Raw genomic sequence first — 23472 nt, forward strand, 5'->3', positions numbered from 1 at the left:
CGGCCCGGCGGCCCGCGCACCCGTCCGGATGACATGGCGTCAACTCCGCGACACCCCCTCACCCCTCGAACGCCCGGCCGCCCGCCCGGCCGTCCCGCCACCCCACCGCGCACCCGTGCCCGGCCGGGCACGAACGGCCCCGGAGCGCCCGGACGGGCGCTTCCTACCCTGGCCGCCATGGACACTCAACCGACCACCGTGCTGGGGGAATCGACCAAACGCCTGGCCGGCATCCTGCTCGACGGCCTGACCGAACTGACCGAGGAGACGGTCCGCCGGATCCGCGAGGAGCTGAAGGTCTACCAGGACGCGGGCCCGCTGCCGGCCGGCCAGCTGCACGAAGCCGTCCGGGACAACCTCGCCTACTCGCTGCGCGGCCTGACCGGCGAGCGGATCACCCTGGAGGCCCCCCGGGTCACCGGCCGCCGCCGGGCCGAGCAGGGCGTGCCCCTGGCCATGGTGCAGACCGCCTACCGGCTCGGCTTCCGCTGCCTCTGGGAGCGGATGGTCTCCGAGGCCGACCGCACCGGAGTGGCCAGCAGTGCCGACCTGGTCGCGATGGCCAGCGAGGTCTGGCGGTACAACGACGAGGTGGTCGGCGCCATGGTGGACGCCTTCAACGAGCGCACCGCCGCCCTCAAGATCCAGTGGGACCAGGAGCGTTCGGCCCTGGTCGACGTGGTGCTGCGCGGCGGGATGGGCAACCCCGGGCTGGTGCTGGAGGCCGCCGACATGCTCACCCTGCCCTACGACGGCACCTTCGCCGTGGTGGTCGCGCACGCCCCCGGCCTGGCCCGGCAGGCCCTGCCGGACATCGAACCGGCCCTGCGCAGCCACGACATGGGCTCCGCCTGGCGGCTCACCCCGGACGCCCACATCGGCATCGTCTCCATGCAGGACGGCAACGCGATGGAGCAACTGGTCGAGACGCTACGGCTGCAGACCGTCCGCCGGGCCGGTGTCAGCCCCTGCTACTCCAGACTCGACCAGACCCCGCAGGCCCTGCACCTGGCCCAGGTCGCGCTGGCCAGCGCGGCTCCCCGCTCCGAGACCGTCTCGGTCTTCGACGCCGCGCCGCTGCCGATGCTGGTGGTCAGCTCACCCTCCACCGCCTCCCGGATCGGCCACCAGGTGCTGGGCCCGCTGATGGACCTGCCGGAGAGCCAGCGCGAACAGCTGCTCACCACCATGTCCACCTACTTCGCGGTGGACGGCTCCGCCGACCGGGCGGGCAAGCTGCTGTTCTGCCACCCCAACACCATCCGCTACCGGCTGCGCCGGATCGAGCAGCTCAGCGGGCGCTCCTTCGAACGGCCCCTGGACTCGGCCGAGCTCTACATCGCCCTGCAGGCGGTGCTCCGCCTGCCCGGGGTGGTCCGCGATCCGCTGCACTGACCCCTGAGGGCCCGTCAGGCCAGCAGGCCCGGGATCTCCTGGGTGGCGAACCAGAGCAGCTCGTGGTCCTCGGCTCCGTCCACGGTGAACTGCGCGTCCGCGTCGCCGCCGTCGGCCGCACCGATCGCCGAAGCCGCCGCCGCCACGTCGGCCACCACGTCCGCGTCCGCCACGTCCGCGTGCACGGCCGCCGCCTTGGCCAGCGGCAGCGGGCCCTTCAGCGTGATCCGGCCGAGCGAGGCCTGGTCCTGGTACTCGTCGCCGGGGAACGGCGCCACCGCCGAGTCCGCGACGTCCACCGCCACCACCACCCGGCGACGCGGCGCCTGCGGGTCGGCCGCCAGCAGCCGCAGGGCCGCCTCGGCCGCCCGGTTCAGCGCGGCGTACTCCAGCTCCTCCAGGTCGTCGCTGACGTACCACTCGCGCAGCGCCGGGGTCACCGCGTAGGCCACCGACTGGTCCAGCGCGCCACCGGGGTGCGCGACGGCCAGCGCGGCCAGGGTGGTGGGCACGTACACGCGCATCGGGGGCTCCGGTTCCTCGGACGATCGGGACAGCCAAACAATACGCACCCGGGCCCGGCCGGGCTCACCCCCGCAGGGCCCGCGCGGTGGTGTGCAGGGCGGTCTCCAGGGTGAGCGCGCGGCGCACCGGGTCCATCATGTTCGGCCCCATCGCCGCCAGGTCCTCCAGCGTCGGGGCCAGCACCTGCACCCGCACCCCCGAGGCCCGCAGCTCCCGCACCTCGCGGAACAGCTGACGGGTCACCACCCGCCGGTAGCGGCCGACCAGTTGCACCAGCACCCCGCGCGGCCGGTCCCGCCGCCGCCACTCCCGCACCGCGCCCACCGGGCCCCCGCGCGCGTCCCGGCCGTCCGGCCAGACCGGCCGCAGCGCCATCGGCGCCAGCACGTACACCTCGTCCAGGCCCCGGCCGAGCATCAGGTCGGCGTTGGTCGCCGACCAGCAGCCGCCGTCCACGTACCGGGCCCCGCCCAGCTCCACCGGCGCGAACCAGCCCGGGATCGCGCAGGAGGCCATCACCGCGTCGGCCGGCTCCGCCACCGGCTGCCCCGGATCGCCGAACACCACCCGCCGCCCGGTGCCGTAGTCCACCGCCACCACCCGCAGCGGGCCGTCCACCGCCGCGCCCGCCCCGGTCAGCCCGCGCACCAGCTCGCCGACCGGCGCCACCGACCCCCGTCCGGTCGGCGCGACCGCCGAGACCATGGTCAGGAACGGGTACCCGCGCGGATCGCGCAGCGCGTCCCGCAGCAGCCCCGGCGAGCCGAACCCGGGCCGCGGCAGCGGTGGCCGCGCCCCGCCCAGCGCGGCCTCGTACCCGAACCCCACCCCCGCCAGCGGCCCCGCCGTCAGCTCCAGCCCGCGCTGGTGGTCCGTCAGCTCCGCCGTCCCCACGCCCGCCGCCAGCACCGCCCCCAGGATCGACCCGGCCGAGGTCCCGAGCACCACCTCGGCCTCCCCCGGCCGCCACCCGGTCTCCTCCTCCACCGCCCGCAACGCACCCACCGCCCAGGCCGCCCCCAGCACCCCGCCCCCGCCGAGCACCAAGCCCCGTCGCACCCGGCACCTCCTCCGCTCGCCACCGCGCACTCCACCGACCGGCCCTCACGGTACGTCCCCCTTCGGGCCCACCCCCCGCGCCCCGCCGGTCAACCCCGTACGCTCCCACCGCCCGCCGGAGCCCTGCCCGCCCAGTGCGAACCACCCGGATAGGTGACACCCCGGCCCGGCTGCGCCGCGCACCCGGCGGTCCGTTGCCACCGCTCCGGGGCCCGGGTACCAAGGAGCCGTACCCGCACCGCTCCGCACGAAGGGCGCCGCCGATGACCGCTCCCACCGCCGCCGCACCCCGGGTCCGAGCCCTGGTCCACCCGCACCCCCGCCGACCCGAGCGCACCCCGCGCCGCCCGCACCCCGTCGGTGAACTGACCCCCCGTCACCCCCGGGCCGCCTGCGCCCCCGCCCGCACCGAACTCAGCCGGCTCGCCGCCCGCTTCGCCCACCGCCTGATCGAGGTCCTCACCGGACACCGCCCGGCCGGCCAGCTCCAGCGCCACACCACCCTGCCCGGCTACCAGCAGCTCACCGCCTTGGTCCGCAGCGGCCCCCTCCGCCCCCGGGGCCGCCTCACCCCCCACCGCCTCGGCCGGGTCTACGACTCCGCCCCCACCCCGCGCGCCCTGGAGGTCTGCGTCCGGGTCGAGTTCGGCCCCCGCCACCACATGGTCGCCTTCCGCCTGGAGCAGCACCGCCGCACCGACCAGTGGCAGTGCACCGCCGTCGAGGCCCGCTAGCGCTCCGCGCCGACGGCCGCCAGGGCACACGCCAAGAGGGTCCGGGGCTCCGCCGCGCGGGCGCGCCAACGCCCGGCAGCACACACGCCAAGGGGCGCGAGACTCCACCGATCTGCGGCTCCGCCGCGCGGGCGCGCCAACGCCCGGCACGGCACACGCCAAGGGGCGCGAGGAACTGCGCGCTCCGGGAGGCGGCCGACCTGCCACTGATGCTCCAAGAGCCAGTCGCCGGTGCTGCCGTTCCCCTTCGCGCAGTTCCCCACGCCCCTGAGGCCGCCGCCCTGCCGGGCCACTGCGTACCGCTGCCGCCTACTTCTTCCGACAGCCCTTCCGCCAACGCCCGGCACGGCACACGCCAAGGGGCGCGAGGAACTGCGCGCTCCGGGAGGCGGCCCACCTGCCACTGATACTCCAAGAGCCAGTCGCCGGTGCTGCCGTTCCCCTTCGCGCAGTTCCCCACGCCCCTGAGGCCGCCGCCCTGCCAGGCCGCTGCGTACCGCTCCCGCCTACTTCTTCCGACAGCCCTTCCGCCAACGCCCGGCACGGCACACGCCAAGGGGCGCGAGGAACTGCGCGCTCCGGGAGGCGGCCCACCTGCCACTGATACTCCAAGAGCCAGTCGCCGGTGCTGCCGTTCCCCTTCGCGCAGTTCCCCACGCCCCTGAGGCCGCCGCCCTGCCAGGCCGCTGCGTACCGCTCCCGCCTACTTCTTCCGACAGCCCTTCCGCCAACGCCCGGCACGGCACACGCCAAGGGGCGCGAGGAACTGCGCGCTCCGGGAGGCGGCCCACCTGCCACTGATACTCCAAGAGCCAGTCGCCGGTGCTGCCGTTCCCCTTCGCACAGTTCCCCACGCCCCTGAGGCCGCCGCCCTGCCAGGCCGCTGCGTACCGCTCCCGCCTACTTCTTCCGACAGCCCTTCCGCCAACGCCCGGCACGGCACACGCCAAGGGGCGCGAGGAACTGCGCGCTCCGGGAGGCGGCCCACCTGCCACTGATACTCCAAGAGCCAGTCGCCGGTGCTGCCGTTCCCCTTCGCACAGTTCCCCGCGCCCCTGCGGCCGCCGCCCTGCCAGGCCGCTGCGTACCGCTGCCGCTTACTTCTTCCGGCGGCCCTTCGCCGCGCGCGCGGCCTTGCGCCGCTCCGCCCGGGTCAGACCGTCGCCGTCCTCGACACCGTCCTCGAAGTCGCCCTCGATCACGCTCTCGTCGCCGTCCACCGACGGGGCGGTGTAGTGCAGACGCTGCGGCTTCGGGGCCTCCAGGCCCTTCGCCTTGATCTCCGGGCGGCCGGCCGCCTGGTCCTTCTCCAGCCGGGCCAGGGTCTCCTCGGTGTCCGCCAGCGGCACCTCCTCGACCTGCTGCTCGACCTGGACCTCCAGGTTGAACAGGTAGCCGACCGACTCCTCCTTGATGCCCTCCATCATCGCGGAGAACATGTCGAAGCCCTCGCGCTGGTACTCGACCAGCGGGTCGCGCTGGGCCATCGCCCGCAGGCCGATGCCCTCCTGGAGGTAGTCCATCTCGTAGAGGTGCTCACGCCAGCGGCGGTCCAGCACCGAGAGCACCACGCGCCGCTCCAGCTCCCGCATGATCTCCGCGCCGAGCGCGTCCTCACGGGCGCCGTACTGCCCCTGCACGTCCTCCTGGAGCGCCTTGACCAGGAACTCGGCGGTCAGCCCGGCCGGGCCGCCGGCCTCCTCCTCCAGCTCCTCCAGGTCCAGCGTCACCGGGTAGAGCTGCTTGAGCGCCGCCCACAGCTTGTCGAGGTCCCAGTCGTCCTCGAAGCCCTCGCCGGTCGCGGCGCTGACGTACGCCTCCACGGTGTCGTCCATGAAGTGCGTGACCTGCTCCTGCAGGTCCTCGCCCTCCAGCACGCGACGCCGCTCGCCGTAGATGACCTCGCGCTGACGGTTCAGCACCTCGTCGTACTTGAGGACGTTCTTGCGGATCTCGAAGTTCTGCTGCTCGACCTGGGTCTGCGCCGAGGCGATCGCCCGGGTGACCATCTTCGACTCGATCGGCACGTCCTCCGGCACGTTGGCCATCGCCAGCACGCGCTCGACCATGCCGGCCTTGAACAGCCGCATCAGGTCGTCGCCCAGCGAGAGGTAGAACCGGGACTCGCCCGGGTCGCCCTGACGGCCGGAGCGGCCGCGCAGCTGGTTGTCGATCCGGCGGGACTCGTGCCGCTCGGTGCCGAGCACGTACAGCCCGCCGAGCTCCTGGACCTCGGCCTGCTCGGCCTTGACGGCCGCCTTGGCCTTCTCCAGCGCGGCCGGGAAGCCGGCCTCGTACTGCTCGGGGGTGTCGATCTCGGTGATGCCGCGCTGCGCCAGCTCGGCCACCGCGAGGTGCTCCGCGTTGCCGCCGAGCATGATGTCGGTGCCTCGGCCGGCCATGTTGGTGGCGACCGTGACCGCGCCCCGGCGCCCGGCCTGGGCGACGATCTGCGCCTCGCGCTCGTGGTGCTTGGCGTTCAGCACCTCGTGCGGGACGCCGCGCTTGCGCAGCTCCTGCGAGAGGTACTCGGACTTCTCGACCGAGACGGTGCCGACCAGCACCGGCTGGCCCTTCTCGTGCTTGGCGACGATGTCCTCGACCACGGCGGCGAACTTGGCCGGCTCGGACTTGTAGATCAGGTCCGGCTGGTCGATCCGCAGCGGGGTCTTGTTGGTCGGGATCGGCACCACGCCGAGCTTGTAGATCTGGTGGAACTCGGCCGCCTCGGTGGTGGCGGTACCGGTCATGCCGCCGAGCTTGTCGTAGAGGCGGAAGAAGTTCTGCAGGGTGACGGTGGCCAGGGTCTGGTTCTCGTTCTGGACCTCCACACCCTCCTTGGCCTCGATCGCCTGGTGCATGCCCTCGTTGTAGCGGCGGCCGGCCAGGATGCGACCGGTGTGCTCGTCGACGATCATGACTTCGCCGTTCATGACGACGTAGTCCTTGTCGTTCTTGTAGAGCTCCTTGGCCTTGATGGCGTTGTTCAGGAAGCCGACGAGCGGGGTGTTGACCGACTCGTAGAGGTTGTCGATGCCGAGGTAGTCCTCGACCCGCGAGACGCCCTCCTCCAGCACACCGACGGTGCGCTTCTTCTCGTCGACCTCGTAGTCGCGGTCGCGCTTGAGGCGCAGCACCAGCTTGGCGAAGTCGGCGTACCACTTGGTCGCCTGGTCGGCCGGGCCGGAGATGATCAGCGGGGTACGGGCCTCGTCGATCAGGATCGAGTCGACCTCGTCGACCACCGCGAAGTTGTGGCCGCGCTGGACCAGCTCCTCCTGCGACCACGCCATGTTGTCGCGGAGGTAGTCGAAGCCGAACTCGTTGTTGGTGCCGTAGGTGATGTCGCAGGCGTACTGGCGCTTGCGCTCGGCGGGCGACATGTTCGCCAGGATCACGCCGACCTCGAGGCCGAGGAAGCGGTGCACCCGGCCCATCCACTCCGAGTCGCGCTCGGCGAGGTAGTCGTTGACGGTGATCAGGTGGACGCCCTTGCCGCTCAGCGCGTTCAGGTACGCGGGCAGGGTGCCGACCAGGGTCTTGCCCTCGCCGGTGCGCATCTCGGCGACGTAGCCCAGGTGCAGCGCGGCGCCGCCCATCAGCTGGACGTCGTAGTGGCGCTGGCCGAGCACCCGCTTGGCCGCCTCGCGGACGGTGGCGAACGCCTCGGGGAGGATGTCGTCCAGGGTCTCGCCGTCGGCGAGGCGCTGCTTGTACTCGTCGGTGAGTGCCCGCAGGTCCTCGTCGCTGAGGTTGACGAAGTCCTCTTCGATGGAGTTGACCTGGGCAGCAATCCGCTGGAGCTTGCGAAGGACCTTGCCCTCACCGGCGCGCAGGATCTTGTCGAAGACGGACACTAGGGCGGGCTCCTTGCCTGTTCGGCGTTGGACGGCAGCACGGTGGGTCGACCCCGCCGCACGGGCCATCGTATGCGAGGGAGCCAACGCGCCGGGAGGTGCGTCAGCACGGTATTCCCGTGTCACCCGTGGGTGCACAACGGCCGAATGTGTCCCGGGCCGGGCAATTCGGTCACCGTCCGGGCCCTCGCGCTGGTTGTACGCACCGGAAGCCGACTTGGTTCCCGTACCACCGCCACCGCCGTCACCACCGCTGTCAGTGCCTGCGTCTACCCTGCGCGGCATGACCGCCACGTCCTCCCCCGTCCTCGAACTCTCCGCCGACGAGGCCCGCCGGATCGCGCTGCGGGCCCAGGGCCTGCTCGGTGCCCCGGACCGCCGGGGCGGTGTCCGGGGCGTGCTCCGCCACCTCGGCGCGGTCCAGCTGGACACCATCTCGGTGCTGGCCCGCTCGCACGAGCTGATCCCGTACGCGCGCCTCGGCGCGGTGGGCCGCCCGGCGGTGGAGGCCGCGTACTGGGGCGGCGGCACCTCCTTCGAGTACTGGTCGCACGCGGCCTGCGTGCTGCCGGTCGAGGAGTGGCCGCTGTTCGCCTTCCGGCGCCGCGCCTACCGGGCCAAGGGCAGCGTCTGGGGCCACGGCTCCGAGGAGCGGACGTACCGTCAGGTGCTGGACCGGCTGCGCGCGGAGGGCCCGCTGACCTCCACCGAGCTGGGCGGCGCCAAGCGCACCTCGGAGTGGTGGGACTGGTCGGAGACCAAGGTCACCGTGGAGAAGGCACTGGCCTTCGGCGACGTGGTCTGCACCGACCGGCGCAGCTGGAAGCGGGTGTACGCGCTGGCCGAGCAGGCGATCCCGGCCGAGCAGCTGGCCGAGGACCCGTCCGACGCGGAGTGCGTGCGCCGCCTGATGGCCCAGGCCGGCGCCGCGCTGGGCGTGGCCACCCGGGCCGACCTGCAGGACTACTACCGGCTGAAGGCCGAGCACGTCGAGGCGGCGCTGCCGGAGTCCGGCCTGGTGCCGGTGACGGTGGCCGGCTGGGCCGCTCCGGCCTGGGCCGATCCGGCGGCGCTGGAGTCGGCCCCGCGCGGGCGGCACCGCACCACTCTGCTGTCGCCGTTCGACTCGCTGATCTGGGACCGGCCCCGGACGGAGCGGATCTTCGGCCTGACGCACCGTCTGGAGGCGTACACCCCGAAGGAGAAGCGGGTGCACGGCTACTTCGCCATGCCGCTGCTGGCCGGCGGCCGGCTGGTCGGCCGGGTCGATCCGGCCCGGGAGGGGAAGACCCTGGTGGCCCGTCAGGTCTCGCTGGACTCGCCGCGCCACCTGCCCGCCCTGGCCGAGGCGCTGCGCGAGGCGGCCGGCTGGGTGGGCTGCTCCGCCGTCCGGGTGGAGCGGTTGTCCGACGAGGGGATGCGCCCCGCGCTGGCCGCACTGATCGGGTGATCCCGGCCGGCCCGGCGTGTCCGGACGGCTCCTGCGGCGTTCCCCTGGGGTGTCCGTCCGCACCACCGACCGGAGCCGTCCATGGGCCTGACCGCCACCCGCCGCAGCCTGCTCGGCGCCGCCGCCGCGCCCGGCCCGGCGGCGGGCGTACGGATCGAGACGGTCGGCGCAAGCGGCACCGGGGAATCCTGCGACGGTGCCCCGGCGGCCGCACCGAGGTCTTCGAGGCCGACCACGCGCCGGTCACCAACCCGTTCAGCACCCTGGGGTCCGGCCGGATCGAGCCGCTGATGCCCCACCCCGAGCGCCGAGCGGTGACCGAGCTGCACGACGACTCGGCGACCAAGGTGCTGCTGGAGTTCCGGCACCGCTTCCGAGCAGACGGTCCGGGCGGCTTCACCGGCGTCGGCGTCACTTCGCGGGCGAGCACACCAGCCTCAAGCCGGCCTGGATCGAGGGCGCGCCGGAGTCCGCCGTGCGCGCCTTCCTCGAACTGCAGGCCCGCTGACGGGCGGTCAGCCGATCTCCAGGATCTTCTCCCGCATCGCGTAGACCACGGCCTCCATCCGGGAGTGCAGCTGGAGCTTCTCCAGGATGTTGCGCACGTGGTTCTTCACGGTGTTCTCGGAGATGAAGAGCTCCTTGGCGATCTCCCGGTTGTTCATCCCGGTGGCGACCAGCTTGAGCACCTCCAGCTCACGCTCGGTCAGCCTCGGCGCGGGCAGCAACTCCCGCTCGTCCGAGCGCCGTTGGATCATCGACTTGAATTCGGTGAGCAGCTTGGAGGCCATCGCCGGGCTGATCTGCGACTGCCCGTCGGCCACCGCCCGGATCGCGGTGGCCACCTCGTCCGTGGAGATCTCCTTCAGCAGGTAGCCGGTGGCGCCCGCCTTGATCGCCTCGTAGAGGTCGGCCTCCTCGTCGCTTATCGTCAGCATGATGATCTTGGCGCTGGGCACCACGTCCTTGATCGCGGTGCACGCCTCGATCCCGCTGCGGCGTGGCATCCGGACGTCCATCAGGATGATGTCCGGCAGCAGGTCGGCCGCCTTGAGCACGGCCTCCGCACCGTCCCCGGCCTCACCGACCACCCGGATGTCGGGCTCCTCGGCCAGCACGATCTCCAGCCCCCGGCGGAACAACGCGTGGTCGTCCACCACCAGCACCCGGATCGGCTCGTCCCGCTGCGGCGGTCCGTCCGGATCCTCCGCCGGTCCGGCCGCCAGACCGAATCGCTCCCCCATCCGCCCCTCCCCGCCGCCCGGTCAGTGTCGGCACATCATTCCACGAAGCACCGTCGGCCGATCACCCTCCGCCGTCGGCCCGCCCGGAACGGGTGACCCCCCGCAGGCCGTGGCCTGCGGGGGGTCACCCGTTCCGCTCCTCGCCGATCAGTCCTGGTCCGGGCCCCCGATGGCCCCGCCGGCGTCACTGGCCGGGCCGGTGCTCGAGCCGTCGGTGGACAGGTGGATCACGCCGTAGTGGTAGCCGTGCCGCCGGTACACCACGCTCGGCAGCCCGCTGTCCTTCTCCACGAACAGGTAGAAGTCGTGGCCGACCAGCTCCATCTCGTACAGCGCCTGGTCCAGCGACATGGGCGTGGCGCCGTGGGTCTTCTCCCGGACGACGAGCGGTCCGTCGCCCTCCACCTCCAGCGATCCCATCATGGTCTTGCGGGCCGCACCGTTGACCTCGGTGCCGGGCTCCGCCACCTCGGGCAGCGAGGCCAGCGCCGCCGTCGCCTCCGCGACGCTGATCGGGGTACGGGCGCCGCTGCCGCCCTTGTGCACCCGCCGCCGGTCGGCGGACTTGCGCAGCTGCGCGTCCAGCTTCGCGGACGCCAGGTCGAGCGCCGCGTACGGGTCGGCGGCAGCCGCCTCGGCCCGGATCACCGGGCCACGGGTGCGCATCGTGATCTCCACCCGCTCGGACCGGTCGGCCTGGCGCGGGTTGTGTTCCTTGGACACCTCGACGTCGAGGCTGATCACCTTGCCGTCGAACTTCTGGACCTTCTCCAGCTTCTCGGCCACGTGCTCTCGGAACCTCTTGGGCACCTCGGTCTTGCGGCCCTTGACGACGATGTCCACGCAGAACTCCGATCCCTCGTGCTGACGCCGGACCGGAGCTTTCCCGGACCGGACTGAGACCCAGCCGGACCAGCCGATTCACCACCACCACCGGGGCTGCCGGGGCGCTGGGAGGGACTGGCCCTCACCTCACTTCCTCCCCACCAGATGCGCTTGAAACCCCTTGGAGCCTCATCGAACACCTCACACCGGGATTTCGCCATCCCCGGTCGGCTGGAGGACTGTTCCGTCCTGTTTACCCTCACTCGGGTGAAATACCAGTAAACATCTGGACAACATGCCCCGGACGGCCCACCGTTTGGTAGCCGCCGAGTCCGGGAGCCGCCGTGACCGCCCTCGCCCTGCTCGCATTCGCCGACCTCCTGCTGCCGGCCCGCTGCGCCGGCTGCCGCACCGGCCGCACCCCGCTCTGCCCGGCCTGCCGCACCGCACTGGCCGCCGCGAGCCCCGGCCCGGCCACCCCGTGGCCCCGCCCCGACGGGCTGCCCCCGGTGTACGCCGCCGCCCACTACGCCGACCCGGTGCGGCAGTTGCTGCTGGCCCACAAGGAGCGCGGCGCGCTCCGGCTGGCCGCCCCGCTCGGCCGGGCGCTGGCCGCCGCCGTCCGGCCCGTGCTCGGCCCCGGCCCGGTCCTGCTGGTGCCGGTGCCCTCCACCCGGGCCGCCACCCGCGCCCGGGGCCACGACCCGACCCTGCGGCTGGCCCGGGCCGCCGCCCGCGAGCTGCGCCGCACCGGCCACCGGGTGCGGGCCGCGCCGCTGCTGCGCCACCGCCGCGCGGTGGCCGACCAGGCGGGCCTGACGGCCGTTCAGCGGCACGCCAACGTGTACGGCGCGCTCACCGTCCGGGCCGGTGCGGCCCGGCTGCTGAGCGGCCGTCAGACCGTACTGGTGGACGACCTGGTGACCACCGGTGCCTCACTGGCCGAGGCCGCCCGCGCCCTCGCCGCGATCGGCCATCCGCCCCGGGCCGCCGCCACCGTGGCCGCCGCCCGGCGGGGCGGCGGTCAGCCGGGGTAGGAGAACTGGCTGTCCTTCAGGCCCGGTGCCAGCTCGACCCACTGACTGCCCGACAGCCGGTAGATCTGGTCCCTGGAGGTGGCCAGCACCGCGGGCGGCACCTTGCCGTCGCCGCGCGCCTCGGTCGCCGAGACCGCCAGCATCGAGTCGCCGCCCTGGAGCGGCACGTCCGCGCTCACCGAGCCGTCGGTGCCGAAGTAGTGCAGCTGCTGGAGCTTGTCCAGCTCCTTGCCCAGCACCAGCAGCTGGTCGGTGTCGGCCCAGGCCACCGAGACCACGTCGCTGAGCGCCGGGGCCACCTCACGGTCCGTCAGCCCGACCACCTCGACCTCGGGCGCCTGCCGGGTGCCGCCGTGCCGGACGATGCCGAGCCGGAGCTTGCGCCGGCCGTCCTGCTGCACCACCAGGGCGATCCGGCTGCCGTCCGAGGACACCTTCAGCTGCTGCACCTGGCCACCGCCCAGCTCGCCGAGGCGCACCTGCACCAGCTTGCGGTCACGCACCATCAGCACCCGGGGGGCGCCCTGCGGGGGCACCTCCACCAGCCAGAGGTTGTTGCGGCCGTCCCAGCTGGGCGACACCAGCCGGCCGCCCGCGCTCTGGTGGACCGTGGGGCCCCGGACACCCTCCTCGGTCAACGGCACCAGGAAGAGGTCCCGCGAGTCCGAGGTGATCACCGCCGCCTCGGCGGTGTCCCGGCGGACCGCGAACGCGTCCGGCCGCAGCGCGCGCTCCTTGATGCCCAGCTCACCGGGGACCGAGGTGCCCTTGCTGCCGAGGCCGGAGGCCACCATCAGCGGACCGGACTTCGAGTCCTTGGCGTCCAGGTAGTACTGCCGGGTCCCGGCCTCCCCGCCCGCCAGCTGCCCCGGCGCCAGGAAGACGTCACTCCCCCCGCTCGTGCTGCAGCCGCCCCGGTCGCCGTTCAGGGTCAGGCTCCTCAGCCGCTGCTTCCCCTGCACCTCGGCCAGCGTGTAGTAGAGCTGCGTCACCATCTCCTGGCAGCGGCTGTCCTGCACGTTGAAGTCCAGGCCCTTCACCCGCACCGTGCCGGCCTGCCCCTCGGTCACGGTCACCGGCCCGTCGAGCTCCATCGACCGGTCGAAGGCCGTCCTGACCCCGGGCTCCAGCCACCTGGACGGGCCCGCGAGCAGCGCCTTGGCCGCGGCCGTCAGCGGGTCGAGCCGGGTCCGCAGGTAGATCGGGTCCGGCACCAGCACCGGCCGGTTGGCCGGGTCCGCCGGGTCCACCGAGGGGTCGGCGAGAGTCGGGAAGTAGCGGTGCACCGAGCGGTAGGAGTTCTTGAACCTGGCCTGGTCGGTGATCAGCCCGGCCGGCAGGTCGTCGATCCGCCACTCGCCCTTGTTCGGCCCCTCGGCCTGCCGGACCAGCCGGAACGTACTGGTGTACGAGGTGACCTGGCTCGCGGTGTAGGTCCGCCCCCGGTCCAGCTCGGCCGTCTTGGTGCCCCGGATCTCCACCTCGACGGTGCCCGACTCCTCCGCCATGTTGGAGTTGCCGGCCACCGTGGCCGGCCTCGGCAGGGTGTCCAGCACCACCACCCTCTCCTCCGGCTTCCACCGCTTGACCGCGGCCGGGGTCAGGTACTCGAGTGCCGTGGAGTAGTTCTGGTCGTCCGCGTTGGCCGCGTCCAGGAAGGCGGAGAGCAGCGCCTTCGGGTCGTCCCCCGGGTGCGGGGGCATCGCGTAGACCCGCACCTGGAGGTTCTCCGAGGCATCCGGGTCGGGCTCGCGGACCCGCTCCGGCGAGCCGTCGGAGGGCATCGCGACGCACCCTGCGGCCAGCAGCGGGACGAGCAGTGCGGCGAAGCCGCGCGCCACCCGCCGGTCAGCCCTGTCCGTCCTCCGCACGCCGCTCCCCCTCCGTGTCGTTCTCCCCGGCGGCCTCACCGGGCACCGGGCGCCCGGCCGGCCGGTCCACCACCACGTGTGCGCCGGTCGCACCGTACCCCGCCGCCGCGGCCCGGACGTCCGAGGGGTCGGCGACCGGAGCCGAGGGCGCCTTGCCCAGCCCGGGGCCGATGCTCAGCACCCCGCCCAGTCCGGCGCCGAAGCCGGCCGTCGGACGGTCCGGCGTCTCCGGGCTCTCGGCCGGCTCGGCCGAGGTGAGCGCGGTCGCCCCGGCCGGCCTGGCCCGGCGGTACGGACCGGCGCTGGCCAGGCCCCGGTTGTGCCGGGAGTCCTCCGGCTCCAGCCGGAACGGCGCCCGGTTGATCTCGCCGCCACGGGTGCGCGGCAGGGTGAGCCGGAAGTGCGAACCGCCCCCGGGCTCGCCCCAGGCCTGCAGCCAGCCGCCGTGCAGGTGCGCGTCCTCCACCGCGATCGACAGGCCGAGGCCGGTGCCGCCGGTGGTCCGCACCCGGGACGGGTCGGCCCGCCAGAAGCGGTGGAACACCCGGGACGCCTCACCGGGCTTGAGCCCGATGCCGTAGTCCCGGACGCCGACCGCGACGGCGCCCTCGGCCGAGCCCAGCCGGATCACCACGTCCCGGCCCTCGCCGTGCTCCAGCGCGTTGACCACCAGGTTGCGCAGGATGCGCTCGATCCGCCGGGAGTCCACCTCGGCGACCACCGGCTCCTCACCGCCCCGGATGATCACCGCACTGCCCTTGGCCTGCGCCAGCGGATCGGCCGCCTCGACCACCCGGCCGACGATGTCCCGCAGGTCCACCGGCTCGGCGTCCAGGATCGCCGCGCCCGCGTCGAACCGGCTGATCTCCAGCAGGTCGGCGAGCAGCGACTCGAAGCGGTCCAGCTGCCCCTGCAGCAGCTCCGCCGAGCGGGCCGCCATCGGGTCCAGGTCGTCCCGGCTGTCGTAGATCAGGTCGGCGGCCATCCGGACCGTGGTCAGCGGGGTGCGCAGCTCGTGCGAGACGTCCGAGACGAACCGCCGCTGCACCCGGGAGAGCTCCTCCAGCTGCCGGATCTGCGCCTGCAGCGCGTTGGCCATCCGGTTGAAGGACTCGCCGAGCCGGGCGATGTCGTCCGAGCCGGTGACCTTCATCCGCTCTTCCAGGTGCCCGGCGGCCAGCCGCTCGGAGATCCCGGCCACCATCCGCACCGGGGTGACCACCTGACGGACCACCAGCCAGGCGATGCCGCCGAGCAGCATCACCACGAACACCCCGGCGGTGGCCAGCGTGCTGGTGACCTGCCGGAGCGAGGTGCTCTCCTGGCCGAACGAGAACACGTAGTAGAGCTGGTACTTGGCACCGTCCGGCCCGGTGAACTGCTGACCGATGATCAGCCCCGGCTCGCTCTTCACCTGCCCGGAGGGCTCGGTCCGCAGGATCTCGGCGGTCTGCTCGTACATCTGACCGTGGTTCTCGCCGACCTTCAGCCGCAGCTGCGGGGTGATCGACTCGGGCGAGATCTCCGCCGAGCCGTACGCCCCGCGCAGCGCCGCGCTGGTCTCGGTGATCGGCTCCTCGGCCGGCCGCAGCGCGATCACCGAGTAGACCCCGCTGCCGCCGGTGGCCAGCTCGGAGACCTGCCGGATCAGCCAGCCGCTGGTCTCCTCGCGGCTCGGGTCGCTGCTGGCACCGACCTTGGCCTGGAGGTTGATGGCGTCGTTGATCTTGTCCTGCTCGATCTCGAAGCCGCCCCGGGCCTGGGTCTGCGCCGAGTGCTTCTTGGCGTCCAGCAGCACGGTACGCACCTGGGCTATGACCACCACGCCGAGCACCAGGACCACGGCGAGCGAGAGCAGCAGGGTGGCGGCCACCACCCGCACCTGGATGGAGCGCCGGTAGAGCGCCGCCACCCGGTGCACTGGCCGCCGGAACTGACGGGCCACCAGCGCGGCGAGGGCCACCGGGCCGCGCCGGCGACGGCGCTCCCCGGTGGTGGTCGAGCTCAGCACGTCCCCGCGCACGGTGGACTCCCCGTCGGCGGCGGTGCCCGACGGGGAGTGGTCAGCTTGCGGCGTCACGTCAGCTGGGCCCGGCCTTGTAGCCGACGCCGCGGACGGTCACGACGATCTCCGGACGCTCCGGGTCCTTCTCGATCTTCGAGCGCAGGCGCTGCACGTGGACGTTGACCAGCCGGGTGTCGGCGGCGTGCCGGTAGCCCCAGACCTGCTCCAGCAGCACCTCGCGGGTGAACACCTGCCAGGGCTTGCGGGCCAGCGCGACCAGCAGGTCGAACTCCAGCGGGGTCAGCGGGATGCCCCGGCCCTCCCGCTTCACGGAGTGGCCCGCCACGTCGATGACCAGGTCACCGATGGTCAGCTGCTCCGGGGTCGGCTCCTCGGCGCGGCGCAGCCGGGCTCGCACCCGGGCCACCAGCTCCTTGGGCTTGAACGGCTTGACGACGTAGTCGTCGGCGCCGGACTCCAGACCGACCACGATGTCCACCGTGTCGGTCTTGGCGGTCAGCATGACGATCGGCACACCCGACTCGGACCGGATCTGACGGCACACGTCGATCCCGTCCCGTCCGGGCAGCATCAGATCGAGGAGCACCAGATCCGGCTTGGTCTCACGGAACGCGGCAAGCGCCTTGTCCCCGTCCGCGACGAAAAACGGCTCAAAACCCTCACCACGAAGCACGATGCCCAACATCTCGGCCAGTGCGGTGTCGTCATCGACGACCAGGACACGTCCCTTCATGCACCCATCCTCTCATTACCGGATTGTGACCTGCCGCACAGCCGTGCCATTCTGGCGCGCTTCAGCCCGCCAAGTCAGTCATATCGTCGCAGAGTTCGCCCCCCGCCCCGGACCGACCCGACCTGGGGCCGGGATATCCCTGCAGAAGCCGAACGGCGCCGTGGCACGATGGGCGCCACAGAGTACCGATCACACAGGAGCATCGATGACCGACACTCCGGGCTGGGCCTCGCCCGGCTCTCCCGAGCCGCCCCGAGAGGACGCCGGGCCGTCGGACACAGCTCCTCCCGCCCCGCCGCAGGCCGACACTGCCCCGCCGCAGGCCGGCGCCGTGCCGCCGCCCGCCCCGGGCCCGTACGGCGGCGCCTACGGCCAGCAGCCCCCGCACGGCCGGCAGCCGCAGTGGGGCGGACAGCCCCAGCCCGGCTGGAACGGCCAGCCGCAGTGGGGCGGCGCTCCCGGTGCACCCGGCTGGGGCGCTCCCGGCTGGGGCCGGCCGCAGAGCCCGAAGCCCGGGGTGATCCCGCTCCGCCCGCTCGCGGTCGGCGAACTGCTGGACGGCGCCTTCACCACGGTGCGCCGCTACTGGCGCCCCACCGTCGGGCTGAGCCTCGGCGTCGCGATCGCCGACCAGGTGCTCTCGGCCGGCGCCGAGTGGTGGGAGTACGAGCAGCCCGAGGCGATCGGCCCGCTGGTCCTGACCTTCGCCAGCCTGCTCATCACACCACTGCTCGGCCTGCTCGCCGCCGGTCTGCTCACCATGGTGGTCAGCCGGGCGATCCTCGGCCTGCCCGCCACCCTCGGCAACGCCTGGGCCGCCGCCCGGCCGCAGCTGCTCAAGCTCGTCGGGCTCACCCTGATCACCACCCTGATCGTGATCGGCGTGATGGCGGTCGCGGTGGCACCGATGGTGGTGCTCGGCCTCAGCGACGCGGACGACGGACTGGTCGCACTCTCGCTGCTGCCGATGCTCGCCGGACTGGTGGTGGCGGTCTGGCTGATGGTCCAACTCAGCCTGGCCGCACCGGCCCTGATGCTGGAGAAGCAGGGGGTCTTCACCGCCCTCTCCCGCTCCCGACGGCTGGTGAAGGGCGCCTGGTGGCGCACCTTCGGCGTCACCCTGCTCGGCCAGCTGATCGCCGGTCTGATCGCCGCCGTCTTCGTGCTGCCGTTCACCTTCATCGGCATCGCCGTGGTCGGCGAGGACGTGGTCGGCGACAGCTCGGACTTCGGCGCGTTCGGCGCCGCCAAGCCGCCGGCCCTGATCCTGATCCTGTCGATCGGCGCGATCCTGGCCTCCTGCATCACCATCCCGCTGACCTCGGCGATCAATGTGCTGCTCTACGTGGACCGCCGGATCCGCCGCGAGGGCCTGGACATCGAGCTGGCCCGAGCCGCGTCCACCCCCGCCGCCACCGACGGCACCCCGACCGACGGCACCCCCGCCGCCGCACCGCCCGCCGGGCCGCCGACCGACGCCACCCCCGACCAGACCGGACCGCAGGGAAGCTGATGCCCAACTGGGGGGAGTGGGCCGCACTCGCCGGCGGCGTCCCGGTCACCGAGGAGCGTGACCCGGCCCGGGACGCCGCCCGGATCGAGCAGCTCGACCCGGCGTACCACCACCACGATCCGAGCGTGCCCGAGCGGATCTGGGACTGGATCGGCGAGCAGCTCGACAAGGCCCTCGGCTCGGTCGGCGTGCCCGCGAGCGGCATCAGCACCGTGCTGCTCTTCGTCCTGGTCCTGGTCGTCCTGGCCGGACTCCTCTGGTGGCGCCTGGGCGCCCCGCGCCGGGCCGCGGGCCGCGCCGTCGCGCTGTTCGGCAGCGGCGGGCCGGCCGGCGCGGACGAGCACCGCGCGGCCGCCGCCGGGCACGCGGCGGCGGGCCGCTGGACCGAGGCCGTCCGCGAGCAACTGCGCGCGCTGATCCGGGGGTTGGAGGAGCGCACGCTGCTCGACGTCCGCCCCGGCCGGACCGCCGACGAAGCCGCCGCCGAGGCCGGCCGGGTGCTCCCCGAGCACGCCGAGGCACTCCGCCGGGCCGCCCGCACCTTCGACGACGTGGTCTACGGCGAGCACACCGCCGACGCGGGCGCCTACCAGGCCCTGCTCGACCTCGACCGGGCCGTCACCGCCAGCCGGCCGACCCTCGCCGGGAGCACCTCGTGAGCACCGACACCACCGCCCCGGCCCCGGCCGGCCCCCCTGACGCACCGTCGCCCGGTGCGTCGGCCGACACCATCGCCGACGCCACCGCCGACACCTCGGTCCGGGTCTTCCCCGGCTGGGGCCGGATCTGGCGGCGGGGCCGCTGGTACCTGCTCGGCACGGCCGTGCTGCTGGTCGGTGCCCTGCTGGTGACCGGCCTGGACAACCACCGGGAGTACCCGGCGCTCGACCCGCGCGACCCGGATCCGCACGGCAGCCGCGCCGTGATCCGCCTGCTGGAGCAGCGCGGCGTCGAGGTCCGCACCGTCGCCACCCAGGACGGGCTCTCCGACGCCCTGGCCGAGCCCGCCACCACCGTGGTGCTGCCGTACACCGTCCCGCTGACGGCCGGTCAGCTCGGCCCGCTCAGCGCCCGCAAGCGCGGCGGCGACAGCCGCCTGGTGCTGATCTCCCCGGACGAGGACGCGCTCGCCGGGTTCGCCCCCGGCGTCTCGCTGGCCACCACCCCGGACGGCACCCCGCGCACCGGCAGCTCCACCGCGACCGACCCCGACTGCAAGCTCCCCGAGGCCACCCGGGCCGGCAGCGCCGAGCTGGGCGGCCTGCTCTACCGGCCGGGCAGCGGCGACACCGGCTGCTACCCGGTCAACGGCCGCCCCGCCCTGGTCCGGCACACCGAGCCCGGCTCCCGCGAGACGGTGGTGCTCGGCAGCGGTCGCTTCCTCAGCAACGAACGGCTCACCGAGCAGGGCAACGCCTCACTCGCCCTCGGCCTGCTCGGCTCCCGCCACCAGCTGGTCTGGTACCTGCCCGACTACTCCGCGGCCTCGCGGGGCGAGCAGCCCAAGAGCCTCACCGACCACATCCCGGCCGGTTGGGACTGGGCCGCCCTGCAGCTCGCCGTCGCCGCCCTGCTGGCCGCCCTCTGGCGGGCCCGCCGGCTCGGCCCGGTGGTCACCGAGGAGCTCCCGGTGGTGGTCCGGGCCACCGAGACCACCGAGGGCCGGGCCCGGCTCTACCAGCGCGCCAAGGCCCGCGGCCGGGCCGCCGACGCCCTGCGCCGCGCGACCCGCCACCGGATCGCCCCCGTGCTCGGCGTCCCGCTGCACACCGGCGAACCCGACCCGGCCGTCCTCTGCCCCGCGCTGGCCGACCGCCTCGGCCGCCCGGCCACCGACCTCCACGCGCTGCTGTACGGCGACGCACCCACCGACGACGCCGCCCTGCTGCGGCTGACCGACGCCCTCGACGCCCTGGAAAGGCAGGTACGACAGCCGTGACCGAGCAGGCCACCACCTCCCTCAGCAAGCCGACCCCCGAGGACGGTGACGCCTCGTCAGCCGCCACCACCACGGCCCCGACCAGCACGGCCGCCGCCACCGACGCCACCGACGCCCGGGCGGCGCTGACCGCCCTGCGGGCCGAGATCGGCAAGGCCGTGGTCGGCCAGGACGCCGCCGTCACCGGCCTGGTGGTCGCCCTGCTGTGCGGTGGCCACGTGCTGCTGGAGGGCGTCCCCGGCGTCGCCAAGACCCTGCTGGTCCGCACCCTCTCCACCGCGCTCAGCCTGGAGACCAAGCGCATCCAGTTCACCCCCGACCTGATGCCCGGCGACGTCACCGGCTCGCTGGTCTACGACGCCCGCACCGCCGAGTTCTCCTTCCAGCCCGGCCCGGTCTTCACCAACCTGCTGCTGGCCGACGAGATCAACCGCACCCCTCCGAAGACACAGGCCGCCCTGCTGGAGGCCATGGAGGAGCACCAGGTCACGGTGGACGGCGAGCCCCGCCGCCTCCCGCAGCCCTTCCTGGTCGCCGCCACCCAGAACCCGGTGGAGTACGAGGGCACCTACCCGCTCCCCGAGGCCCAGCTCGACCGCTTCCTGCTCAAGCTGGTCCTCCCGCTCCCCACCCGGGACCAGGAGTACCAGGTGCTCGCCAAGCACGCCTCCGGCTTCGACCCGCGCGACCTGGCCGCCGCCGGCGTCCGCCCGGTGGCCGGCCCGGCCGACCTGGCCACCGCCCGCGCCGAGATCGCCCGGCTCACCGTCTCCCCCGAGGTGCTGGCCTACGTGGTGGACCTCTGCCGGGCCACCCGGCAGTCCCCGTCGCTCTCCATCGGCGTCTCCCCGCGCGGCGCCACCGCCCTGCTCAACACCGCCCGCGCCTGGGCCTGGCTGGCCGGCCGCGACTACGTCTCCCCCGACGACGTCAAGGCCCTCGCCCTGCCCACCCTGCGGCACCGGGTCAAGCTCCGGGCCGAGGCCGAGATGGAGGGCGTCACCGCCGACTCCGTCATCCAGGCCGTCCTGGCCCAGACCCCGGCCCCGCGCTGACCGCGCCGACCCCGCAGTACTGCTGAAGGAGCGTCATCCATGGCCCTGACCGGCCGCACCGCCCTCATCGCCGCGCTCGGCGCGCTGGTCGTGGGCCTCCTGCTGCCCTCCTGGGCCGGGATCGGCGCGGTCACGGGCCCGCTCCTGCTCGCCGTCCTCGCCGACCTCGCCCTGGCGGCCCCGGTCCGCTCGCTGGTGCTCACCCGCACCGGCGACACCTCGGTCCGCCTCGGCGAGCCGGCCACGGTCGAACTGACCGTCACCAACCCCTCCCGGCGCCCGCTCCGGGCCCACCTGCGCGACGCCTGGCCGCCGTCCGCCTGGCGCCCCGGCACCGCCGTCCCCGGCTCCCGGCACCGCCTCACCGTCCCGGCCGGGGAGCGCCGCCGGGTCACCACCCACCTGCTCCCCACCCGGCGCGGCGACCACCACGCCCACCGGGTCACCGTCCGCTCGCACGGCCCGCTCGGCCTCGCCGCCCGCCAGGGCGCCCACCGCCTGCCCTGGACGCTGCGCGCGCTCCCCCCGTTCGCCAGCCGCAAGCACCTGCCCTCCCGGCTGGCCCGGCTGCGCGAACTCGACGGTCGCACCTCGATCCTGACCCGTGGTCAGGGCACCGAGTTCGACTCCCTGCGCGAGTACCTCCCCGGCGACGACGTCCGCTCCATCGACTGGCGTGCCAGCGCCCGCCGCCACACCGTCGCCGTCCGCACCTGGCGCCCCGAACGCGACCGCCACGTCCTGATCGTCCTGGACACCGGCCGCACCTCGGCCGGCCGGGTCGGCGACGCCCCCCGCCTGGACGCCGCCCTCGACGCCGCCCTGTTGCTGGCCGCCCTGGCCACCAAGGCCGGTGACCGGGTCGACCTGCTCGCCCACGACTCCCACAAGCGCCGCTCCGTGGTCGGCCGCTCTGCCTCCGACGTGCTCCCCGCCTTCACCGAGGCGATGGCCACCCTGGAGCCCGCCCTGGTCCAGACCGACCTGCGCGCCCTCACCTCGGCCACCCTCCGGCTCGCCCCGCACCGCTCCCTGATCGTCCTGCTCACCGGCCTCGACGCCGGCCCGGTCGAGGAGGGCCTGCTCCCCCAACTCCCCCTCCTCACCAAGCGCCACGAGGTCGTCCTGGCCTCGGTCGCCGACCCCCGCCTCGACGAGCTCGCCACCACCCGGGGCACCGTCCAGGACGTCTACGCCGCCGCAGCCGCCGAGCAGACCCGCGCCGACCGCGCCCGCACCGCCGCCCTGCTCACCCGCCGCGGCGTCACCGTCCTCGACGCCCCGCCGGCCGCCCTCCCCCCGGCCCTGGCCGACACCTACCTCGCGCTCAAGGCCGCCGGCCGCCTCTGAACCGATACCTGGGGCGTACACCCCCGGTACCTCCGGCGTATCCCCCCGGAGCTCTCCCCATGATCGAATTGACCGGTCATCAGTAACCTCCGGGGGAGCACCACATGAAGCGCAGGGAATTCCTCCTGCTGAGCGCACTCGGCCTGTCGCCACTGGCCCTGGTCATCTGGCCCGTGGGCGGCGACAAGAAGAGCGCCGCGGCAGCCGACCCACTCCTCGACGGACCCGAGCCGGCCACCGACCCGGCCTTCGTCCGCGGCGCCTTGGCCCGCCTCGGCCCGGTCCTCTCGGCCCACTGGACCGAGATCTCCTCCAACGCGTACCGCTCCGAGCGCGGCATCCCCGGCCCGACGGACCTCTTCTACAGCATCGTCGCCCAACTCCCGCCGGGCCAGGTCGCGAAGATCATCGGCCAACTCCCCGTGCAGCCCGCCGAGTTCCCCCCGGTCCAGCAGTACCCCACCACCCCCGAGACCGTCTCCCACTCCGCCGTCCCGGCCACCCTCCTGCCGTACCTCCCGCCGGCCCCCTCCTGGGTCTCCCACCAGGAGATCGACCGGCTCCTGGACGCCCACAGCGGTCGGGTCCTGCTGGACCGCGCCTCCGACACCGTCTTCGTCCACGCGGTGGACCTGGACGACCCCACCGAGGTCAAGCACCTCGTGGACGTCAACGGCAACACCTCGACCAGCACGCCGATCCCGCTCCCGCCGCTGCCCTGAAAGGGCCCGGAAATGCAGAAAGCCCCCGCCGGTTACCCGGCAGGGGCTTTCTTGAATGATTGTTCGGCGGCGTCCTACTCTCCCACAGGGTCCCCCCTGCAGTACCATCGGCGCTGTGAGGCTTAGCTTCCGGGTTC

Annotated in this window: 18 protein-coding genes and 1 rRNA gene; 10 read left to right on the top strand and 9 right to left on the bottom strand. The window is 73.8% G+C overall.

From position 1 onward, the window contains the following. The first annotated feature begins 177 nt into the window (after positions 1–177). On the top strand, positions 178–1395 hold the full coding sequence (locus ACIRBX_RS31095; RefSeq protein ID WP_402302048.1) for a PucR family transcriptional regulator: 1218 nt from the start codon (positions 178–180) through the stop codon (positions 1393–1395). Between the two features lie 14 nt (positions 1396–1409). On the opposite strand, the gene ACIRBX_RS31100 is transcribed toward ACIRBX_RS31095, so the two are convergent. Continuing rightward, positions 1410–1919: a DUF6912 family protein gene (locus ACIRBX_RS31100; protein WP_402302049.1), complete on the bottom strand. Its 510-nt coding sequence runs from the start codon at positions 1917–1919 to the stop codon at positions 1410–1412. A 64-nt stretch (positions 1920–1983) separates the two neighbouring features. Beyond that, positions 1984–2979: a patatin-like phospholipase family protein gene (locus ACIRBX_RS31105; RefSeq protein ID WP_402302052.1), complete on the bottom strand. Its 996-nt coding sequence runs from the start codon at positions 2977–2979 to the stop codon at positions 1984–1986. A 263-nt stretch (positions 2980–3242) separates the two neighbouring features. On the opposite strand from ACIRBX_RS31105, the gene ACIRBX_RS31110 reads away from it, so the two are divergent. Then, on the top strand, positions 3243–3713 hold the full coding sequence (locus ACIRBX_RS31110; RefSeq protein WP_402302053.1) for an Rv3235 family protein: 471 nt from the start codon (positions 3243–3245) through the stop codon (positions 3711–3713). Between the two features lie 1097 nt (positions 3714–4810). On the opposite strand, the gene secA is transcribed toward ACIRBX_RS31110, so the two are convergent. Then, a complete protein-coding gene (secA, locus tag ACIRBX_RS31115) occupies positions 4811–7570 on the bottom strand; it encodes a preprotein translocase subunit SecA (RefSeq protein ID WP_402302056.1) in 2760 nt (919 codons plus the stop codon). 283 nt (positions 7571–7853) lie between these two features. Between secA and ACIRBX_RS31120 the strand changes: the two genes are divergently transcribed. Beyond that, positions 7854–9020 carry a winged helix-turn-helix domain-containing protein gene (locus tag ACIRBX_RS31120; RefSeq protein ID WP_402302058.1) on the top strand — a complete coding sequence of 389 codons (1167 nt, stop codon included), beginning with the start codon at positions 7854–7856 and terminating at the stop codon, positions 9018–9020. Positions 9021–9535: 515 nt separating this feature from the next. Here the strand turns inward: ACIRBX_RS31120 and ACIRBX_RS31125 are convergent. Together ACIRBX_RS31125 and hpf are read right to left on the bottom strand one after the other, a co-directional pair. After that, entirely contained in the window at positions 9536–10264 is a 729-nt protein-coding gene (locus ACIRBX_RS31125) for a response regulator (protein WP_402302059.1), read from the bottom strand. Positions 10265–10411: 147 nt separating this feature from the next. Beyond that, complete coding sequence (gene hpf / locus ACIRBX_RS31130; protein WP_402302061.1) at positions 10412–11107, bottom strand: ribosome hibernation-promoting factor, HPF/YfiA family; 696 nt, start codon at positions 11105–11107, stop codon at positions 10412–10414. Between the two features lie 326 nt (positions 11108–11433). Between hpf and ACIRBX_RS31135 the strand changes: the two genes are divergently transcribed. Continuing rightward, on the top strand, positions 11434–12126 hold the full coding sequence (locus ACIRBX_RS31135; protein ID WP_402302064.1) for a ComF family protein: 693 nt from the start codon (positions 11434–11436) through the stop codon (positions 12124–12126). Here the strand turns inward: ACIRBX_RS31135 and ACIRBX_RS31140 are convergent. Genes ACIRBX_RS31140 through mtrA form a run of 3 tightly spaced genes read right to left on the bottom strand, consistent with a single transcriptional unit; the run spans position 12114 to position 16756 of the window. Next, positions 12114–13997, bottom strand: coding sequence for an LpqB family beta-propeller domain-containing protein (locus tag ACIRBX_RS31140; RefSeq protein ID WP_402302066.1), 1884 nt, complete (start codon positions 13995–13997; stop codon positions 12114–12116). The genes ACIRBX_RS31135 and ACIRBX_RS31140 overlap by 13 nt on opposite strands. Continuing rightward, positions 13975–16077, bottom strand: a complete 2103-nt coding sequence (gene mtrB / locus ACIRBX_RS31145) for an MtrAB system histidine kinase MtrB (RefSeq protein WP_402302067.1) — start codon at positions 16075–16077, stop codon at positions 13975–13977. Before mtrB ends, ACIRBX_RS31140 begins: the two co-directional genes overlap by 23 nt. 1 nt (position 16078) lies before the next feature. Continuing rightward, entirely contained in the window at positions 16079–16756 is a 678-nt protein-coding gene (gene mtrA / locus ACIRBX_RS31150) for an MtrAB system response regulator MtrA (RefSeq protein ID WP_104816374.1), read from the bottom strand. 205 nt (positions 16757–16961) lie between these two features. Here mtrA and ACIRBX_RS31155 point away from each other — a divergent pair, with 205 nt between their 5' ends. The 6 genes from ACIRBX_RS31155 (at position 16962) to ACIRBX_RS31180 (ending at position 23335) form a co-directional block, all read left to right on the top strand. Next, the gene (locus ACIRBX_RS31155) at positions 16962–18269 is read left to right on the top strand and encodes a hypothetical protein (protein WP_402302069.1); all 1308 of its coding nucleotides are present in this window, start codon (positions 16962–16964) and stop codon (positions 18267–18269) included. Beyond that, complete coding sequence (locus tag ACIRBX_RS31160; protein WP_402302070.1) at positions 18269–18928, top strand: DUF4129 domain-containing protein; 660 nt, start codon at positions 18269–18271, stop codon at positions 18926–18928. The genes ACIRBX_RS31155 and ACIRBX_RS31160 overlap by 1 nt, the downstream gene beginning before the upstream one ends. Next, entirely contained in the window at positions 18925–20208 is a 1284-nt protein-coding gene (locus tag ACIRBX_RS31165) for a DUF4350 domain-containing protein (protein WP_402302073.1), read from the top strand. The genes ACIRBX_RS31160 and ACIRBX_RS31165 overlap by 4 nt, the downstream gene beginning before the upstream one ends. 125 nt (positions 20209–20333) lie before the next feature. Further along, a complete protein-coding gene (locus ACIRBX_RS31170) occupies positions 20334–21263 on the top strand; it encodes an AAA family ATPase (protein ID WP_402302104.1) in 930 nt (309 codons plus the stop codon). A 39-nt stretch (positions 21264–21302) separates the two neighbouring features. Further along, complete coding sequence (locus ACIRBX_RS31175; protein ID WP_402302075.1) at positions 21303–22613, top strand: DUF58 domain-containing protein; 1311 nt, start codon at positions 21303–21305, stop codon at positions 22611–22613. 104 nt (positions 22614–22717) lie between these two features. Then, entirely contained in the window at positions 22718–23335 is a 618-nt protein-coding gene (locus ACIRBX_RS31180) for a hypothetical protein (protein WP_402302076.1), read from the top strand. A 61-nt stretch (positions 23336–23396) separates the two neighbouring features. Here ACIRBX_RS31180 and rrf read toward each other — a convergent pair. Continuing rightward, positions 23397–23472: ribosomal RNA gene (gene rrf / locus ACIRBX_RS31185) — 5S ribosomal RNA — on the bottom strand; the annotation flags it as partial.

The sequence above is a fragment of the Kitasatospora sp. NPDC096147 genome (assembly GCF_044763225.1).
In the GTDB taxonomy this organism is placed as follows: Bacteria; Actinomycetota; Actinomycetes; order Streptomycetales; family Streptomycetaceae; genus Kitasatospora.

Bases quoted from the DNA above. Each gene is read 5' to 3' on its own strand.
- ACIRBX_RS31095 (WP_402302048.1), top strand. From the start codon at position 178: ATGGACACTCAACCGACCACCGTGCTGGGGGAATCGACCAAACGCCTG.
- ACIRBX_RS31100 (WP_402302049.1), bottom strand. From the start codon at position 1,919: ATGCGCGTGTACGTGCCCACCACCCTGGCCGCGCTGGCCGTCGCGCAC.
- ACIRBX_RS31110 (WP_402302053.1), top strand. From the start codon at position 3,243: ATGACCGCTCCCACCGCCGCCGCACCCCGGGTCCGAGCCCTGGTCCAC.
- ACIRBX_RS31120 (WP_402302058.1), top strand. From the start codon at position 7,854: ATGACCGCCACGTCCTCCCCCGTCCTCGAACTCTCCGCCGACGAGGCC.
- ACIRBX_RS31125 (WP_402302059.1), bottom strand. From the start codon at position 10,264: ATGGGGGAGCGATTCGGTCTGGCGGCCGGACCGGCGGAGGATCCGGAC.
- mtrA (WP_104816374.1), bottom strand. From the start codon at position 16,756: ATGAAGGGACGTGTCCTGGTCGTCGATGACGACACCGCACTGGCCGAG.
- ACIRBX_RS31155 (WP_402302069.1), top strand. From the start codon at position 16,962: ATGACCGACACTCCGGGCTGGGCCTCGCCCGGCTCTCCCGAGCCGCCC.
- ACIRBX_RS31160 (WP_402302070.1), top strand. From the start codon at position 18,269: ATGCCCAACTGGGGGGAGTGGGCCGCACTCGCCGGCGGCGTCCCGGTC.
- ACIRBX_RS31175 (WP_402302075.1), top strand. From the start codon at position 21,303: ATGGCCCTGACCGGCCGCACCGCCCTCATCGCCGCGCTCGGCGCGCTG.
- ACIRBX_RS31180 (WP_402302076.1), top strand. From the start codon at position 22,718: ATGAAGCGCAGGGAATTCCTCCTGCTGAGCGCACTCGGCCTGTCGCCA.